Origin of the sequence: Dactylosporangium sp. NPDC000555, assembly GCF_040300025.1 — a bacterium.
Classification (GTDB): Bacteria; Actinomycetota; Actinomycetes; order Mycobacteriales; family Micromonosporaceae; genus Dactylosporangium.
On sequence record NZ_JBEPDB010000021.1, the window covers coordinates 1 to 17,979 of the forward strand.

Sequence of the window (17,979 nt, forward strand, 5' to 3'; positions counted from 1 at the left end):
GGAGGCTACTTCCTCCGCGGCAAACAGATCGAGCCGAGCTCCCTGGCCCGCGACCCCGAGGCCGCCACGCGCCTATGGACCCTCAGCGAGGAGCTGGTGGCGTAAGCCAGGCCAAGAACGGGCGCAGGAGGAAGGTGACCAGCGATGAGCAGTTACGTGCGCTGGAGCGACATTCGTGCCGAACACGTTGAGCGGGCCGGCGGCGAGGAAGCGGTCGCGGCAGGCAAGCAGGAACTCCTCGCGACCGTCCTTGGCCATCGGCTGGCAGAGGTCCGCAAGCAGCGCGGCGTGACCCAGCAGGAGGTCGCCGAACGCATGGGTGTCACCAAGGGACGCGTGTCCCAGATCGAGCAGGTCCAAGTGTCGGGCCAGGACGTGATCGCCCGTTTCGCGGCGGCGCTCGGTGGGCGATGTGGTTCGCCTCGACGAGCGCACTATCCGTCGCATGAAGGGGAAGGTGCTGCATCCGGCCCGGTCGCCAAGGTGTTGCAGCGCGGCATGTATTGACGGTAGGGCTGCTGTTCCGCCGCAGCGGCTACGACGCCGACGGCCGGATCGACTGCTCCGCGCCGCAGCCTCGAATTCACCACCGCCATGACGACCTGTTCGACGCCGTCGGTACTCGCGGCGTCGACCGGGTCGGCTGGCCGGAAGTCGGCCTGGACCACGAGGCCGTCACGGCGTGCGGCGTACCGCACGCCCGTCGTCGCCGTGACGGTGCCGACCCGCGCGGAGCAGGACTCATCCACGCGGACCGGCACACCCTCGAGGTCGTTGCGGCAGATGCCGGCGAGTACGGTGGCCGCCTCGGACGCCGGGATGAGCCGGACGTCCAGCCGCATGCTGGTGGCCCCATGGCTGACGAAGCAACTCCCGCCGTCGCGGAGCACCTCCGACTTGTACTGGGTGGCAGCGGGCACGAGGCGGTCGAGCAGCGCCCGATCGAACCGCAAGCACACATCGGCCGTTCCGGCCGTCGGCGACGCGTCCGCGTCACCGTCTCTATTAAAGCCTTGCATCAGCCAGCCCAGGGCGGCATATGCGCCCCCAACTACGAGGACAACGGCCATGACCACGCCCAGCAGCAGCCCGACGACGACAGCCCTGCGCGGGCTCATGCTCGGCACGCCGTAACGGTACGCCCACAGTCGTGTGCATAGTTTTCGCTATATGCGCTCCGTGACCACATCGGAAGTGGGACGTCTATGTGGTGAACGAGGAACCGGTCACTGGACTCCTGCTACGAAGAGGCGATCGACGTGCTTGCCGAAGGCGGCTTCGACCTCGGCCGACCGCTAGTCGACAGCACGGCGTGCTCCTCGGCTACCGCTGTTGCACGTGAAACAACGCGGATCGTGACTGGGGCCTTTGAGCTGCGGGAATTGCTATCTGACCAGCACTAACGCCGGTCGGCGACGGACCGTGATCGTCTTGTCGTCGAGGTCGGACCGTTGGAGCTGGGGCCGAGGTGGAGCGCCAGCACGTACGGCGCGTGTACCCGGTCGTCCTCGGCGGAGGTGTGGAGTTGCCGTACATCCATCGTTATCAGCGCACCTGGCGGAACCGCGGCACGAATCGTTGGCCGTAATCCGACGCTGCAGCCCAAATAGTCCGGCGGGCGCATACTGGCGGCATGATCGCCGTTACTGGGGCGTCCGGCCAAGTGGGTGGGCGTGTCGCTGGGTTGCTCAGCGTCCCGCACACGCTGGTGGTTCGTGATCCGGCGAAGGTCGTTATATCCGATAAGCCAACGAAAGTCGCGGAATATCGCGACACGGAGGCGATGGCCGAGGCGCTACGCGGGGCCGACACCGTCTTTCTCGTGTCGGGGCGGGAGTCCGCCGAGAGGCTGGCCGAGCATCGCAGCGCGGTCGACGCGGCCGTCGCCGCTGGTGCGGAGCGGATCGTGTATCTCTCGTTCTTCGGTGCCGCGCCCGACTGCACCTTCACCTTCGGACGCGACCACTGGCACACCGAACAGTACATCCGCGCCACCGGGCGGCGCTTCACGTTCCTGCGCGACAACATGTACCTCGAAATGATCCCGCGCCTGGCCGGGGCCGACGGCGTGATTCGCGGGCCGGCCGGCGACGGGCGGGTCGCAGCCGTGAGCTACGACGACATCGCCGCCGCGGCGGTGGCCGTGCTGACCGGCGGGGCGGAGCACGACAGCCGCACGTACGACCTGACCGGGCCGGAGGCGTTCACCCTGCGCGAGGCGGCGGCGGAGCTGGGCCTGCGGTACGAGCCGGAGACCGTCGAGGAGGCGTACGCCTCGCGGGCCAAGTACGGCGCCTCCGCGTTCGAGGTGGCCGGCTGGGTCACGTCGTACGAGGCGATCGCCGCCGGCGAGCTCGCCGGGGTTACGGGCGACGTGGAGCGGCTGACCGGGCGTGTGCCCCGATCGCTACGCGACGTGATAGCCGAAGGAATTGAGAGGTGACCACGGCGCACCGGTCATAGCATGAGGTGCATGCCTGAAGCCGACCGTATCCCGCAGCGCCCCAGTCTCGACGGACTCGAGGAGAAGTGGGCGCGCGTATGGGAGGTAGACGGCACGTATCGCTTCGACCGCGACGCCGCCCGCGAGGACGTGTTCTCCATCGACACGCCGCCGCCGACGGTGAGCGGCGCCCTGCACATCGGCCACGTGTTCTCCTACACGCAGACCGACATCGTCGCGCGGTACCAGCGGATGCGTGGCAAGGCCGTGTTCTACCCGATGGGGTGGGACGACAACGGCCTGCCGACCGAGCGCCGCGTGCAGCTGACGTTCGGCGTGCAGTGCGACCCGACCCTGCCGTACGACCCGGAATTCACGCCGCCGGAGCGCCCTGGGAAGGATCGGGTGCTCGTCGGACGGCGCAACTTCGTGGAGCTCTGCCAGCGCCAGACCGAGATCGACGAGCAGGCGTATGAGCGCCTCTGGCGCCACGTCGGGCTGAGCGTGGACTGGTCGCTGCTGTACACCACCATCGGCGACCGCGCCCGGGCCACCGCGCAGCGCGGGTTTCTCAACAGCCTGGCGCGCGGCGAGGCGTATCCGCTCGACGGCCCGACGCTGTGGGACGTGTCGTTCGGCACGGCGGTCGCGCAGGCCGAGCTCGAGGACCGCGAGCGCCCGGGTGCCTACCATCGCGTCAAGTTCGGTGAGTTCTTCGTGGAGACGACCCGGCCCGAGCTGCTGCCGGCCTGCGTGGCGCTGGTCGCGCACCCCGACGACGAGCGGTTCCGGCCGCACTTCGGCACCTCCGTCCGGACGCCGCTGTTCGATGTGGAGGTTCCGCTGCTGGCCCATCACCTGGCCGACCCGCAGAAGGGCAGCGGGCTGGTGATGGTGTGCACGTTCGGCGACCTCACCGACGTGACCTGGTGGCGGGAGCTGGGCCTGCCGACGCGCACCGTGATGCAGCGCAATGGGCGGCTCGGGCTCCGGGCGCCGGAGGGCGTGGACGAGGACGACTACGCGCCGTTGGCGGGGCTGGGCGTCAACCAGGCGCGGGAGAAGATCGTGGCGCTGCTGCGGGCCTCCGGCGAGCTCGACGGCGAGCCGCGGCCGATCACGCACGCGGTGAAGTTCTACGAGAAGGGCGACCGGCCGGTCGAGATCGTGGCGACCCGCCAGTGGTACATCCGCAATGGCGCCCGCGCGCCGGAGCTGCGCGAGGCGCTGCTGGCGCGTGGTCGCGAGCTGGAGTGGACGCCGCCGCACATGCGCACCCGCTACGAGCACTGGGTCGAGGGGCTCACCGGCGACTGGGTGATCAGCCGCCAGCGGTTCTTCGGCGTGCCGATCCCGCTGTGGTACCGCCTGGACGCCGACGCCAACCCGATCTACGACGACCCGATCGTGCCCGAGTCGCTGCCGATGGACCCGAGCAGCGACACGCCGCCCGGGTTCGAGGAGACCGACCGCGGGCGGCCGGGCGGCTTCGTCGGCGACCCGGACGTGATGGACACCTGGGCGACGTCCTCGCTGACGCCGCAGATCGCCGGCAACTGGCTCGACGACCCGGCGCTGTTCGACCTGGTGTTCCCGATGGACATGCGGCCGCAGGCGCACGAGATCATCCGCACCTGGCTGTTCACCACCGTGCTGCGCGCGCACCTCGAGCACGGGGTGCTGCCGTGGCGGCACGCGGCGATCGCCGGGTGGATCCTCGACCCCGACCGCAAGAAGCTGTCGAAGTCCAAGGACAACGCGAAGGACTCGCCCGAGGAGCTGCTGGAGCGCTTCGGCGCCGACGCGATCCGCTATTGGGCCGGCAGCGCCCGCCGCGGCGTCGACACGGCGCTGGACACCAACCAGATGAAGGTCGGCCGGCGCCTGGCGGTGAAGCTGCTCAACGCGAGCCGGTTCGTCCTCGGCTTCGGCGGCGCGCCCGACCCGGCCGCGGTGACCGAGCCGGTCGACCTGGCCCTGCTGGCCGCGCTGTCCGGGGTGGTCGCCGAGGCCACGGCGGCGTTCGAGGAGTTCGACTACGCCCGCGCGCTCGAGGTCACCGAGCAGTTCTTCTGGACCTTCTGCGACGACTACTTGGAGCTGGTGAAGGCGCGCGCCTACGGCGAGGCCGCGCCGTCCGAAGTGGACTCCGCCCGAGCGGCGCTGGCCGTGGCGCTGTCCACGGTGCAGCGGCTGTTCGCGCCGTTCCTGCCGTACGTCGCCGAGGAGGTCTGGTCCTGGTGGCAGGGCGGCTCGGTGCACCGCGCGCCGTGGCCGCAGGCCCTGCCCGAGCCGCTGCCCGCCGCCGACGTGGCGCCGCTGCGGCTGGCCGCGGAGGTGCTCGGCGCGATCCGGCGGGCCAAGTCGGCGGCGCGGCAGTCGATGCGCGCCGAGGTGGCCCGGCTGGAGGTGGCCGGGCCGGTCGCGGTGCTGGAGGGGGTGCGCGCCGACCTCACCGCCGCCGGAAACGTGCGCGACTGGGCCATCGTCGAGGCGCGGGAGCTTTCGGCTACCGTCACCTTGTGATCGAACCGCAGGCCATCCCGGCGATCGGGGTTCAGCACCCCGCGGTGCGGCAGGTGCAGCACATCCAGAACAACACCGCACCCAACCGCTACAAGCTCTTCGTCGCCGAGGGGCTGTGGGCGCACAACATGCTGCTGGAGTCCGGCGCGCCGATCGACACGTTCTTCTGGTGCCCGGAGGCGATCTACGCCGACGAGGCGCACAAGCGGGCCGAGGAGATCGCGGAGCGGGCCGAGCGCTCGTTTCGCATCTCCCTGCGCACGCTGGAGAAGATCTCCGAGCGGGACAAGCCCGACGGCCTGCTGTCGCTGGCCGCGCTGCCCCGGTGGGAGCCGCGGGACCTGCGCTTCGGACGCACCGCACTGGTGCTCGTCGCCGATGGCCTGGAGATCCCGGGAAACCTCGGCACGCTGATCCGCTCGCTGGACGCCTGTGGGGCGGACTGCCTGGTGCTCACGAACCGCAAGACCCGGCTCACCCACCCGAAGGTGATCCGGGCCAGCCAGGGCACGATCCTCACGGTACCGACGCTGGAGTTCGAAACGGTCGGCGAGGCCGTGGCGTGGCTGGAGTCCCGGCGCTTCACCGTCCTGCTCGCGGACACCGACGAGGCGATCAACTACCGCCAGGCCGACTACGCCGGGCGCACCGCGCTCGTCGTGGGCAGCGAGCGGTACGGCATCGCCAAGGACTGGTACGGCCGCGGATACCAGCGGGTCGCCGTCCCCATGCTCGGGTCCGGCGACTCGCTCAACGTGTCGGTCTCCGCGTCGGTCCTGCTCTACGAGGCCCAGGCGCGGAAGTCGGGCTGGTAGCCGCCACGTCGGCCGGGCACCCTACTTCGGTTGGGCGCCCTGCCCGCGCAGCGCGATGGCCTGCAGGAAGATGTCGCCGATCTTCGCCGGGTCCGGCGCGACGAAGGTGCCGCCGCCGATCGCGTCGGTGATCTGGCGCATCTGCGCCTCGCCGACCTTGTTACCGATGCCGATCAGGATCACCTGGATCGGCTTGGCCGGGTCGGCGGTCTTCTTGAGCTCGGCGATGAGCTGCTCCAGCGACAGGCCGCCGGCGGGGTCGTCGTTCTCGCCGTCGGTCATGACGATGATCGAGTTGACCCGGCCGCTCTCGTACCCCTGCTGCACCGCCTTGTACGCGGCCAGGATGGTGTCGTAGAGCGCGGTGTCGCCGTTGCGCTTCGGCTGGATCGTGGACAGGGCCTGCAGGCACTGGGTGCGCTGGCTGGCCAGCGGGCCGATCGGCACGAGCTGCTTGTAGTCCTTGTTGCCGTCCAGGAGCGTGGAGAACACCCACACGCCCAGCGCCCACGAGTCATCGAAGAGGCTCATGCCCTTGCGCGCGGCCTCCAGCGTCACCTGCATGCGGGTGGCGCCGCCGGCGGTGGGCACCGGCTCCAGCATCGAGCCGGAGACGTCGATCACGGCGAGCATGCGGGCCGGCAGCGTGATCGCCTGCCACTTCGTCAGCAGGCCCTCGACCGCGGCGGCGTCGGGCGGCTGGGCCGCGGCCAGCGCGGCGGGCGCGTTGGCCGGGGTCTGGAAGCCCTTGCCGGCCGTGCCGTCCGCGCCGCGCAACCCGATCGCGCCGAGCTTGTCCCGGAAGCCCTGCGAGTCGAGGGACTTGAGCAGCTCGTTGGCGATGCTGGCCTTGTCGTTGCCGAGCACCGCGTACGGGTAGTCCAGCGCCGGCGCCGCGGGCTCGGCGTAGAGCGCGGCGAGCCGGACCGGTGGCTGCTGGCCGTTGTACTGGATGACCGCCTGCTCCGACAGCGGCGCCACGCTCAGGCCGCCGCTCAGCGCCGTCGCGTCGCCGCCGCGCGGGAACTTCTGCATCAGGTCGGCGCGCAGCGAGGAGCGCCCGGCGGCCAGGGCCCGCAGGGCGGCGGTGGCGGCCTGGGTGGCCTGGGTGGCGTCCCCGCCGCCGGCGGCCTGCGCGGCGGCGGCGAGCGTGAGCAGGCCGCCGAGGCCGGTGGCGTCCCGGCTCGGCTCGACGATGCCGACCTTGACCTTCTGGTCGGTGGCGACCTTGCCGATCAGGTCGGGGTATGTGATCTCTTTCTGCGGCCAGCCGAACGTGGTCGCGATCGGCTCAGGCATGGCCAGCACGAGGGGGCTGAGGGCGATCGACTTGGCGTCGGCCGGCACGCTCTGCGCGTCGGCCGCGTGCAGGCGCTGCAGCCACAGCGAGGAGTCGGCGACCCAGACATCGGGGATGCGGGTCTTGCCGTTGGCCTGCCCGACGCCGGTGAGCGCCTTGTTGGCCTTGCCGGCCAGGGCCGCGGCGACGTCGGCCGGATCCTCCTCGAAGACCTCGATGTCGACGCAGTTGTGGCCGACCTTGGCCCGCTCCGACCATTCGGTCGCCTGAGCCTTCAGCGCGGGCACGATGTCGGCTGGCGCGCCGATGCTCAGCTTGGCGGCGTTGCCGCACGACGGCTGGGAGTACTTGCGGAACGCGTACCAACTGCCGGCGAGGACGACGAGCACGGCGACGGTGGCGGCGCCCAGCTTCAAGGCTCCGCCGGACGACCCCGCTGAGCGGTGGCGACCCTTCACGGCTCATATCCTCCGGACCGGCGGCCTCTGCGGCCTTGTGCCTTCGGTTGAAAAATCACTGACGGTACGCATCCCAACAAACGAACGCCCAATCTACAAGGCGGCGAAGAATCGTAGTTAGGCGAGTACGGTTCGCAATCGGCACCGGACAAACGGCTGTAACCCGGCATTCCACGCTGTCTTAAATCTGTCCTAATCGATCAGTGAGGTGCCGGGCCGATCGCGGAGCGTCACCACGACCGGTCGATGGTCGGAGAACGGCAACTGGGGGCTGGCCACATCGACGACCCGCGGCAGACGCTCGAAGCCGCGCCGATCGGCCAGGATGTGGTCGAACTGCACGCGTGGCGCGTGTGCGGGATAGGTCGGTACGCCGGCCAGCCGATGCCAGCCCGAGAACAGTCGCGGCAGCCCGCCGGGCAGGTTCAGGTCGGCGAGCAGGACGCGCGGGGCGGGCATGGCACGCAGCGCCCGGAGGACCAGCCGCAGCTGCCGCACGTTCCAGCCGGGCACGAACGACAGGTGAGTAGTGGCGATCGTCATACGCCCGACCGGCGTCTCGACCACGGCGGCGACGAGCACCCGGGGCTCATCGTCGAGCAGCATCAGCCTTCCCCGCCGCGGCCCCTGGATCATGATCGGAGCGCGCAGCGGCGCCGCGGGCAGGCGGGTGACCCGCCACTGTGTCACCGGGTATCGGCTGACCAGCGCGACGCCGTAGTGCGGATCGGGGCCCTCGCCGTCGGCGTCGGTCGCGACGCGGAAGCCTTCGCCGGGCGTGCCGACGACCGCCGGTACGAACAGCGTCTCCGTGGCGCCGAGCGCGTCGGCGGCGATGCGGGTCAGGTCGGCGTGGCCGCTGCGCGGCTGGCCGCGGTCGACCTCCTGCAGGCCGAGCACGTCGGCGTCCAGGCCGGCGACCGCCGCCCCGACCCGCTCGGAGTCGACCAGACCGTCGGTGAGCGAGCGCCCGTGCATCAGGTTGAACGTGCCCAGCCGCATAGGCTCCATTGTCGTCACTTGATCTTGATTATCGTGGCCCGCCCGCCTCAGCGCCCATCGCGACGGCGGACGCAACCGATGACCCGGATCGACATCATGGATGTTTTCGGTGCAAAACGCCCCAACTCGCGGTCAGGGCGCGACGGTCGGCTGCGAGCCCTGGTGCAGCGGGGTGCGCCTGCCGGTGGCCAGGTCGACCGCGGTGATCCAGGAGCGGCCGGCGTGGGCGGCGGTGAGCACGCCGGTGCGGCTGCCGGCGTAGACCATCTCGCGGTCGTCGGCCCGGCCGACCTGGCGGCGGTTGGCGCCGTCGGCGTCGGCCTCGGTGACCGCCACCGCGCGGCCGTCGGTGCTGTAGCTGGTCCAGGCGACCTTCCGGCCGTCCGTGCGCCAGGCCGGGACCACGCCGAAGCCGCTGGTGCCGTTGCCGCCGCCGCCGTACACGTCGAGCGCGCGCTCGCCGCCGGTCGCTACGTTGCCAACGCTGAGGCAGTTGTCGGCGATGCTCTCGCACTCGCCGCCGCGGAAGGCGATCCGCGTGCCGTCGGGCGACCACGCGACGGCGTCGTCGGTGCGCAGGCGCTCGGCCAGCGTGGCGCCCGGCGCGGCCGAGCCGCCGGCCGGGGCCTCCATCGCGTAGCCGACCTCGGGCGCGGCCTGGTCGCGGCACGAGGCCGGGAACAGCGGCTCGGAGGCGGTGCCGCCCCGGGTGCCGACCCGGAACACGCCCGGGCCGCCGGTGCAGGACAGTGCGGCGTACGCGATCCACTCTCCATCGGGCGACCACGACGGCCCGCCGGCGACGCGGTCGCTGACCTGGTGCTTGTCCTCGCCGTTGGCGCCCATCACCCAGACGGTGCCGTTGTGCAGGTACGCCAGCTTCGTCCCGTCGGGCGAGAACCGCGGCCGGGCATTGACCTCGTCCTCGGTGAGGCGGACCTCGCCGGTGCCGTGGCTGCGGTAGATCACGCCGTTGCGGACGTAGACGATGGTCCTGCCGCCGTGGGGGGCCGCGGCGGCATGGGTGGCGGTGGCGCCGAGCAGCACGCTCAGCCCGGTCGACGCGGTGAGGCCGGCGACCGTGAGCGCCTTCGTCATCGTCGTACCGTTCATCCTTGCCCCCCGTTGTGCGTCTCATCCGTGCGCCGCCGAGACCATCGGCGCAACCCTGTCGCACCTGAACGGTTCCCGAGGGGGAACTTTGGGATTCCACCAAACAGACAAGTTCGCCGAGTTGACCATAATATGGACAAAACGAACTGTTCGTGCACGCTTTCCGGAACCGTGTCTCACGCGCGAGGATCGGAGCCGTGACCAACACTGACTTGAACCGCGTGGCCATCGTGACTGGCGCGGCTCGCGGCATCGGCGCCGCGACCGCCATCCGCCTCGCCGCCGACGGGCACGCCGTCGCCGTGCTCGACCTCGACGAGAGCGCCTGCGCGGACACCGTCGAGCGGATCACCGCCGCCGGCGGCCGGGCGCTCGCCGTGGGCGCCGACGTCGCCGACGGCGAGCAGGTGACCGCCGCCGTCGACCGGGTCGCCGCCGAGCTCGGACCGCCGGTCGTGCTGATCAACAACGCCGGGGTGATCCGGGACAACCTGCTGTTCAAGATGACCGACGCCGACTGGGACACGGTCATCGGCGTGCACCTGCGCGGGGCGTTCCTGATGAGCCGGGCCGCCCAGGTGCACATGACCGCCGCGAAGTTCGGTCGGATCGTGAACCTGTCCTCGTCCTCGGCGCTGGGCAACCGCGGCCAGGCGAACTACTCGGCGGCCAAGGCCGGCCTGCAGGGCTTCACCAAGACGCTCGCGATCGAGCTCGGGCCCTTCGGCGTGACGGCCAACGCGGTCGCGCCCGGGTTGATTGCCACGGACATGACCGCGGCGACCGCGGCACGCCTGAAGGTCGACTTCGAGACGTTCCAGAAGAACGCCGCGGAGCAGATCCCGGTGCGCCGCGTGGGCCGGCCCGACGACGTCGCGCACACGATCTCGTTCCTGGTCAGCGACGGCGCCGGCTTCGTGTCCGGCCAGGTCGTCTACGTGGCCGGCGGGCCACTCGACTAGGTAGTCCGTCGACCGGAGGAGCACCGTGAGCACAGCCGACCTCGCCCGCGAGTTCCTGACCGGGCACGATCCCGCCACCATGGAGCCGCTGGAGTTCCTGCGGGCACGCTTCGACGCCGGGCTGGCCTGGGTGCAGTATCCGCCCGGCCTCGGCGGCCTCGGCCTGCCCCGGGCCGAGCAGCCCGCCGTGGACCAGGTCTTCGCCGACGCCGGCGCGCCCGACAACAACCCGCGCCGCATCGGCATCGGGCTGGGCATGGCCGCCCCGACGATTCTGCGGCACGGCACCGACGAGCAGCGCCGGCGCTGGCTGCGCCCGCTGTGGACCGGCGAGGAGGTGTGGTGCCAGCTCTTCAGCGAGCCCGGCGCCGGATCCGACCTGGCCGGCCTGGCCACCCGCGCGGTGCGCGACGGTGACGACTGGGTGGTCGACGGGCAGAAGGTCTGGACGTCGATGGCGCACGAGGCCCGCTGGGCGATCCTCGTCGTGCGCACCGACCCGGCCGTGCCCAAGCACCAGGGGCTGACCTACTTCGTGCTCGACATGACCGCGCCCGGGGTGGAGGTACGACCGCTGCGGCAGCTCACCGGGGAGGCCGAGTTCAACGAGGTCTTCCTGTCCGGCGTGCGGATCCCGGACACCGACCGGCTGGGCGCGGCCGGCGAGGGCTGGGCCGTCGCACAGACGACCCTGATGAACGAGCGGGTCTCGATCGGCGGCCGGGCCGTCCCGCGTGAGGGCGGCATGATCGGTATCGTCGCCGACCTGTGGCGCGAGCGGCCCGAGCTGCGCTCGCCCGGCCTGCACGACGCGCTGCTGCGGCTCTGGGTGGACGCCGAGGCGGCCCGGCTCACCGGCGTGCGGCTGCGCCAGCAGCTTGCGGCCGGCCAGCCCGGTCCGGCGGGCTCGGCGTCGAAACTGCTGTTCGCCCGCCTCAACCAGGAGATCTCGGCACTGGAGCTCGACCTGCTGGGCGAGGAGGGGCTGCGGCACGACGGGTGGACCATGCGCCGGCCGTCCATCGTGGACTTCGCCGGCCGCACGGCGGGCTACCGGTACCTGCGGGCCAAGGGCAACTCGATCGAGGGTGGCACCTCCGAGATCCTGCGCAACATCGTGGCCGAGCGCGTCCTGGGCCTGCCGCAGGAGCAGCGGGCCGACAAGGACGTCGCGTGGAAGGACCTGCCCAAGTGACCGATCTGCTGTACTGCGAGGTCGAGGAGGAGCTGCGCGCCTCCGTCCGCGCGCTGCTGCGGGACCGCGTCGACCTGAGCCGCGTCGAGGGTCCCGAGCCGGTCGACCTGAAGCTGTGGCGCACGCTCGCGGCCGACCTGGGCTGCGCCGGCCTGCCCGTCGCGGAGGAGGACGGCGGGGCCGGGGCCACCTGGCGGGAGACCGCGGTGGTGATGGAGGAGCTGGGCCGCGCGGTCGCCCCGGTGCCGTTCCTCGGCAGCGCGGTGCTTGCCACGGCCGCCCTGCCGGCCGGCGACCCGCTGCTGGCCGAGCTCGCCTCCGGCGCCCGCAGCGCGGCCTTGGCGGTGCCGATGTCGACGGGGCCAGCGTCGACGGGCAACGGTCCGCGGTGGACGGTCTCGGCCTGCGACGGGCGGCTCGACGGCGAGGTCACCACCGTGGCCGACGCCCTGACCGCTCACGTGCTGCTGGTCCCGACCGCGGAGGGCCTGTTCGCGGTCGAGGGAACCGCCGCCGTCCGCGCGGCCGTCGTCTCGTTCGACCTCACCCGGCCCCTCGCTGACCTGGCGTTCCGCGGGGCGCCGGGCCGCCTGGTGGCCGGGGACGCCGGGCCGCTCGTCGCGCGCGCCCTCGTCACGGGCGCCGCGCTGCTGGCCTCCGAGCAGCTCGGGATCGCCGAATGGTGCCTGGAGACCACCGTCGAGTACGTGAAGACGCGCCGGCAGTTCGCCCGGCAGATCGGGTCGTACCAGGCCGTCAAGCACCGGCTCGCCGACCTGTGGGTGTCGATCACGCAGGCGAGGGCGGTGGCGCGATACGCCGCGGACTGCCTCGCCACGGACGATCCGGACCTGCCCGTGGCGGCGTCGCTCGCGCAGGCGTTCTGCTCGCCGGTGGCGGTCCGGGCCGCGGAGGAGTGCGTCCAGCTGCACGGCGGCATCGGGTTCACGTGGGAGCACCCGGCGCACTGGCGGCTCAAACGCGCCCGCGCCAACGCCACCGCCCTCGGCTCGGCGACCCGGCACCGCGCCCTGCTGGCGGAGCTGGTGAACCTGCCCGCGTAGAAGGGAAGCTCAGATCAGCAGGCGGGTGAGCGGCTCGGCGACGCAGACCGGCTTGTCGTGGCCCTCGCGCTCGATGGTGGCGCGGTTCTTCAGCTGTACCCAGCCCTCGCCCAGGTCGTCGGCGGCGAGGACCTCGACGCCCACGCGCACCCTTGAGCCGGTCGGCAGCGGCGCGGGGAAGCGGACCTTGTCCAGGCCGTAGTTGATGGCCATCCGGACGCCTTCCACGCGGTACACCTGCGAAACCAGCGTCGGCAGGAGCGACAGCGTCAGGTAGCCGTGCGCGATCGTCGTGCCGAACGGTCCGGCCTTGGCGCGCTCGGGGTCGGTGTGGATCCACTGGTGGTCGCCGGTCGCCTCGGCGAAGAGGTCGACGCGCTCCTGCGTCACCTCCTGCCAGCCGCTGTGGCCGAGGTGCTCACCGACCGCGGCCAGGAGTTCCGCGGCGCTGCCAAACGTCCTCATGACTCGATCCTCGGGGCGGCCGGCCCCCGGTGCAAGGGGCCGGCCGCGGTTGCGAGGAACGCGAGGGTGAAGCGCGCGATCAGGTGCCGGTGCGGTTGATCCGCCCGGTCACGGTGACCGTGCTCTTCACGACCGTCGTGCCCGGCACCGCCGGGGTGACGACGGAGGTGGTGACCTCGCCAGGGCCCGGGACCAGGCCACGGAGGGTGAACGTGTAGGACGTCGACGCGCCGGGCACCGGGTCGGTGCTGACGACGCGCAGGTCCTCGGTCGGCAGCGTGTTCACCGGCAGACCCTGCCCGCCGGTGCCGTTGACGTTCTCGGCGCCGACCACCAGGTCCTGCCCGACGGGCAGGGTGGTGATGGTGCTCGGGTCGTAGGCGAACACGATGTCCTGGACCCCGTTGATGCCGAGCCAGACCTGGAACGACCGCTTCGTCGACGTCCCCCAGTCGTTGACCCGCCACTCGACGACGATCCATTCGTCGACCCCGTCGGTCAGGGTCGCGACGAAGAGGCCGGGCATGCCGGTGCCGTTCAGGTCGGTCCAGAACGGTGCCAGCACGTTGTTCGGCTTCGCCGGGTTGGGGATCGGGTCGATGTTGCAGCAGTTGTTGTTCTCGTTGCTGTGGTCACTGCCGGGATAGAGGTACCCGTTCGAGTCGACCGTCAGCGAGTTGTACGTGATGCCGTTGTAGACGAACCCCGGCACGTTGAAACTCGTCAGGTCCTCGTCGCCGATGGCGACCGGGGCGATGCCGAACAGGTCGAGCGGGAGGTACCCGGCGATCGTGCCCGGCGTCAGCGACGGTGTGCCGGGGACCGCCCCGGCCAGCGCCGCGCCCTTCTTCTCCGCCTTGAACGGGTTGACGACCGTGGCCCCGTTCGCCCCGACGATCATCGCGTTGAGCGGCGCCGTCGTGGTGAAGTCGGCCGTGGTGTCGTTGAAGGTCTCGTTCGTCGCGGTGACCGTGCATGTGCCGGTCGCGAGCGGCGCGATCGACGGCGTGCAGTCCTGGGTGACCTTCACGTCGCCCTGCTTCGGCACGAACGCCACCGGCAGGTGCAGCGTCGGGACGCCACCGTTCACCGGGATCAGGCGGACCTCGCCGAAGTACTGGCCCGTGGGCGCGTTCGACTTGATCGTGATGCCGAACTGCTCCGTCTTGCCGGGCTTGACGGTGAGGATCGCCGGCGACGCCGTGATGGAGGCGCCGGCGGGCGAAGTCGTCTCGACGCGGTAGACCAGCGTCTTGTTGGTGACGTTCTTCGCCGTCCGCACCGCGGTGAGCTTGCCCGGCATGACGGGCGCGTTCACCGACGGCAGGTTGATCTGCACCGCGTTGACCGGGTCGTTGCCGAGGGCGAACATCCGGTCGGCCGACTCGTCAAAGGTGAGGCCCGGGTTCGCGGCCAGGTTGACCTGGACGCGACCGGAGCCGAGGTCGAACGGGTCGGCGGGGGTGACCCCGTCGTCCCTGACCACCTTGGTGGTCGCGGTCGTCATCAGCGCCGACTTGATCTGACCCGGGGTGAAGTTCGGGTGCAGCGCCTTCTCCAGCAGCGCGGAGCCGGCGATGTGCGGCGAGGACATCGACGTGCCCGCGATGGCCTGGAAGTACTGGCCGGTCGGGCCGCTGCTCGGGTCGTCCGGTGTCGGGGTCTGCCCGGCGAGGATCTGCGCGCCGGGCGCGGTGATGTCTGGCTTGATGAAGTTGCCGCCCGGCCCGCGCGACGAGAAGTTCGTCATCACGTCACCCGTGCCCACGACCTTCTCGCCCTGGGTGAACTTCGCGGTCACGCTGGGGTGGGCCGCGACGTACGCCAGGAACGACGCCCCGTCGGCCAGGTGCACCGTCGGCAGCCAGTGGTTGTCACTGAGCGCGTCGGCCTTGGGGTTGTTGTAGAGGATCATGCCGGCCGCGCCGCCCTGCAGGACGTTGAAGCCCTTGACGACCCGGCCCGGGCTGCGCTGGCACGCCACGATCTTGCCGGCGAACGTGCCCGGCGCCGCCGGGTGCGTGCAGGTGGCATCGCTGTACGGCGCCGCCGAGGCCAGGACGACCGGCAGCGGGCCGCTGACGCCCTGCGTGATCGAGACGCCCGTGAGGGTCGCGGCCGTGCCGTCGGACGAGCCGAGGGTCAGCGTGGACTGGAACGAGCGCTTCTGGGTGGACGCCGCGACGGTGGTGACCCACGGCGAGAGGTGGTCGGACGTGCCGGCCCCCGGGCCCGAGTTGCCGGCCGAGGCGGCGACGAAGACGCCGGCCTTGTAGGCGTCGAAGAACGCCAGCTCCACGACGTCGGTGTACGGGCTCGACCCGCCCGAGATCGAGAAGTTGATGACGTTCACGCCGTCCTTGACCGCCTGGGCGATCGCGGCGGCGGAGTCGGTGCCGTAGCAGCCGGTGGCGCCGCAGACCTTGTACACCGAGACCCACGCGCCGGGCGCGATGCCGTTGATCGGCCCGCGCTCGATGTTGAAGATCTTCGCCGAGGAGACCGGGGCACCGGCCGCCGTCGACGCGGTGTGGGTGCCGTGGCCGTCGGAGTCCCGGGCGGTGTACCCGTAGCGCTCGACCGGCTGGAGCGTGTTGTACGTGTCCAGGAAGCCCTTGCCGCCGATGACCTTGTGGTTGCAGACAAACGGGTCGTTCGCCGGGGTCAGCGGGTTGTCGCCGAAGTCGCAGGCACGGGGGGTGCCGTCGGCCTTGGCGGGCGGTGCGCCCAGGTTGCCGTTGTCGGCGAAGGACGGGTGCTCGGGCCAGACGCCGCTGTCCAGCGTCCCGAAGATCACGCCCTTGCCGGCGTTGGGTGCGCCGCCGAGCTTCGGGTAGACCTGGTCGGCGCCGATGAACGCCGGCGTCGAGTCGGTCTGGAGAGCGCGCAGCGTGTCGGACTGGACCGCCACGACATTGTCGAGCGCCAGGATCGCGTCGACCTTGTTGGCCGGCACCGTCAGCGCGACGCCACCATAGACGGTGCGCAGCCGCTGGCCGACCCGGGCGTCCGGGACCTGCTTCTTGAGTTCCGCGAGGAACTTGTCCTCGATTCCGGTGATCCGGTTTTCGTAGCGCTTTTCGTCGGCGTTTCCCGAAAGGGCCTTCCCTGTTACGGATGGACTGGTCGCCGCATATCCGGCGATATCACCGGAATATGTTGCGGTCGAGTCGTAGTCGAGCTTGACCGCGATCGCCACCCTGGTGGTGTCACTGCGGTTGAGCAGCGACGGGTCGGTCTTGGCCATACGGCTCGTGGGCGATTTCGCCGCCGAGGTTTGCTTGGCCGCCTTCAGGCCTTGTACCAGAGACAACTTGCCTGCCGGGATCGGTGCTGCCGCGCTCGGGCCACCCGAGGCGATCACGAGCAATGGCGGAACGAGTGCGGTCGCGACCGCGGCGTGCACCCATCTCCGTCGGCTCATCGTGCCCCCCTCTCACTGGACATGTGCCTAATGCGCGCATATGGGACGACCTCAATGCGCGCCGCCTCAACATGCCAGCTTTTCCACGCCCTGGATAGGGGGCGTGCGCCTGGGGCGACATTCTTGTTACGAGGGGTAGGGCAACGACGAGGGTGGGGTCCGGTTACTCCGCAAAACACCCCCACGCCGGCGTGGGGGTGTTTTGTCGGCATTTATGAGCGCGGATGGCTGCCTACTCGTTCAGGGCCAGCCTATTCGTCCATGCCCGCCAGCCCGTGTGGGCTCTCCGGCTCGGGTGCGTGCTCCGGGCCGCCGGCCAGTTGCCACGCGAGCGTCACGCTGCAGTGCTCGGAGGCGAAGTCGCCGAGGTCGTCGGCGTCGAAGCCGGGGAACGGCTCGGCGGCAACGGCGGCTGCGCCGCCCGGATCGGCTGGTCCGGCTGGGCCGGCATGGTCGGACTCGGTCACGTATCTGTGATACCCCCGCGCGGGTGGGTATCACCCGAATATGACCAAACCTGTGGCCGGTGTGCTGTTCGATGTCGACGGCACCCTTGTGGACACCGTCTACCTGCACGCCGTGGCCTGGTGGCAGGCACTGCGCCAGCACGGCCACGACGTTCCGGCCGCGCGCATCCACCGGGCGATCGGCATGGGCTCCGACCGGATCCTCGACGCGCTGCTCGGCCGGGGCCGCGACGCGTCGGCCGACGGCGCGATCCGGGCCGCCCACGCGAGCCTCTACGCCGTCTCCTGGCCCGCGCTGCGCCCGCTGCCGGGCGCGCGCCGACTGCTCGACGCCTGCGCCGCACGTGGCCTGCGTGCCGTGCTGGCCACCTCGGCGTCCCGCCCCGAGCTCGACGCCCTGCTGCACTGCCTCGACGCTGACCCGTCCATCACCGCCGTCACGAGCGCCGACGACGCGCGGCGCAGCAAGCCGGCACCGGACATCGTCGAGGTGGCGCTGGAGCGCTCCGGCCTGTCCGCCGAGGAGGTCGTCTTCGTCGGCGACTCGGTGTGGGACGTGCGGGCGGCTGGGCACCTGTCGATTCCGTGCATCGGCGTGACCAGCGGCGGCCTGTGCGCGGCCGAGCTGCTCGACCACGGCGCCGCCGCCGTGTATGAGGACCCGCAGGACCTGCTGGACCATCTTGACGAAGCGCTGACGACCGCCCTCCGTATGGCGCTCGCCTGAGCGCCCTACCGCCTCACG

15 protein-coding genes are annotated in these 17,979 nt (G+C 71.2%); 8 read left to right on the forward strand and 7 right to left on the reverse strand.

The features are described from left to right. The first annotated feature begins 144 nt into the window (after positions 1-144). The gene (locus ABT297_RS15665; RefSeq protein ID WP_350549325.1) at positions 145-507 is read left to right on the forward strand and encodes a helix-turn-helix domain-containing protein; all 363 of its coding nucleotides are present in this window, start codon (positions 145-147) and stop codon (positions 505-507) included. Here ABT297_RS15665 and ABT297_RS15670 read toward each other — a convergent pair. Then, entirely contained in the window at positions 435-1,127 is a 693-nt protein-coding gene (locus tag ABT297_RS15670) for a hypothetical protein (protein WP_350549327.1), read from the reverse strand. The two genes, ABT297_RS15665 and ABT297_RS15670, sit on opposite strands and share 73 nt — an antisense overlap. A 506-nt stretch (positions 1,128-1,633) precedes the next feature. Here ABT297_RS15670 and ABT297_RS15675 point away from each other — a divergent pair. From ABT297_RS15675 to ABT297_RS15685, 3 genes are read left to right on the forward strand one after another with little or no spacing between them, the layout of a single operon-like run. After that, positions 1,634-2,443 carry an NAD(P)H-binding protein gene (locus ABT297_RS15675; RefSeq protein WP_350549329.1) on the forward strand — a complete coding sequence of 270 codons (810 nt, stop codon included), beginning with the start codon at positions 1,634-1,636 and terminating at the stop codon, positions 2,441-2,443. Between the two features lie 30 nt (positions 2,444-2,473). Next, a complete protein-coding gene (gene valS / locus ABT297_RS15680; protein WP_350549331.1) occupies positions 2,474-4,969 on the forward strand; it encodes a valine--tRNA ligase in 2,496 nt (831 codons plus the stop codon). Then, on the forward strand, positions 4,966-5,784 hold the full coding sequence (locus ABT297_RS15685; protein WP_350549333.1) for a TrmH family RNA methyltransferase: 819 nt from the start codon (positions 4,966-4,968) through the stop codon (positions 5,782-5,784). Before valS ends, ABT297_RS15685 begins: the two co-directional genes overlap by 4 nt. Positions 5,785-5,805: 21 nt before the next feature. Here ABT297_RS15685 and ABT297_RS15690 read toward each other — a convergent pair whose 3' ends face one another. From ABT297_RS15690 to ABT297_RS15700, 3 genes are all read right to left on the reverse strand, one after another. Beyond that, entirely contained in the window at positions 5,806-7,542 is a 1,737-nt protein-coding gene (locus ABT297_RS15690) for a VWA domain-containing protein (RefSeq protein WP_350549335.1), read from the reverse strand. 192 nt (positions 7,543-7,734) lie between these two features. Continuing rightward, a complete protein-coding gene (locus ABT297_RS15695; RefSeq protein WP_350549337.1) occupies positions 7,735-8,544 on the reverse strand; it encodes an endonuclease/exonuclease/phosphatase family protein in 810 nt (269 codons plus the stop codon). 132 nt (positions 8,545-8,676) lie between these two features. After that, a complete protein-coding gene (locus tag ABT297_RS15700) occupies positions 8,677-9,642 on the reverse strand; it encodes a TolB family protein (protein ID WP_350549339.1) in 966 nt (321 codons plus the stop codon). Positions 9,643-9,854: 212 nt separating this feature from the next. Between ABT297_RS15700 and fabG the strand changes: the two genes are divergently transcribed. Genes fabG through ABT297_RS15715 form a run of 3 tightly spaced genes read left to right on the forward strand, consistent with a single transcriptional unit; the run spans position 9,855 to position 12,878 of the window. Then, positions 9,855-10,619 (forward strand): 3-oxoacyl-ACP reductase FabG, encoded by a 765-nt coding sequence (fabG, locus tag ABT297_RS15705; protein ID WP_350549341.1) that lies wholly within the window; start codon positions 9,855-9,857, stop codon positions 10,617-10,619. Positions 10,620-10,644: 25 nt separating this feature from the next. Continuing rightward, on the forward strand, positions 10,645-11,814 hold the full coding sequence (locus ABT297_RS15710; RefSeq protein ID WP_350549343.1) for an acyl-CoA dehydrogenase family protein: 1,170 nt from the start codon (positions 10,645-10,647) through the stop codon (positions 11,812-11,814). After that, positions 11,811-12,878, forward strand: coding sequence for an acyl-CoA dehydrogenase family protein (locus ABT297_RS15715; protein ID WP_350549345.1), 1,068 nt, complete (start codon positions 11,811-11,813; stop codon positions 12,876-12,878). The genes ABT297_RS15710 and ABT297_RS15715 overlap by 4 nt, the downstream gene beginning before the upstream one ends. Before the next feature lie 9 nt (positions 12,879-12,887). Here ABT297_RS15715 and ABT297_RS15720 read toward each other — a convergent pair whose 3' ends face one another. From ABT297_RS15720 to ABT297_RS15730, 3 genes are all read right to left on the reverse strand, one after another. Then, positions 12,888-13,343 (reverse strand): MaoC family dehydratase, encoded by a 456-nt coding sequence (locus ABT297_RS15720; RefSeq protein WP_350549347.1) that lies wholly within the window; start codon positions 13,341-13,343, stop codon positions 12,888-12,890. A gap of 79 nt (positions 13,344-13,422) precedes the next feature. Further along, positions 13,423-16,590, reverse strand: a complete 3,168-nt coding sequence (locus tag ABT297_RS15725; RefSeq protein ID WP_350549349.1) for a S8 family serine peptidase — start codon at positions 16,588-16,590, stop codon at positions 13,423-13,425. A 428-nt stretch (positions 16,591-17,018) separates the two neighbouring features. After that, positions 17,019-17,234, reverse strand: a complete 216-nt coding sequence (locus ABT297_RS15730) for a hypothetical protein (protein WP_350549351.1) — start codon at positions 17,232-17,234, stop codon at positions 17,019-17,021. A 40-nt stretch (positions 17,235-17,274) separates the two neighbouring features. On the opposite strand from ABT297_RS15730, the gene ABT297_RS15735 reads away from it, so the two are divergent. Further along, on the forward strand, positions 17,275-17,961 hold the full coding sequence (locus tag ABT297_RS15735; RefSeq protein WP_350549356.1) for an HAD family hydrolase: 687 nt from the start codon (positions 17,275-17,277) through the stop codon (positions 17,959-17,961). Positions 17,962-17,979 lie beyond the last annotated feature (18 nt).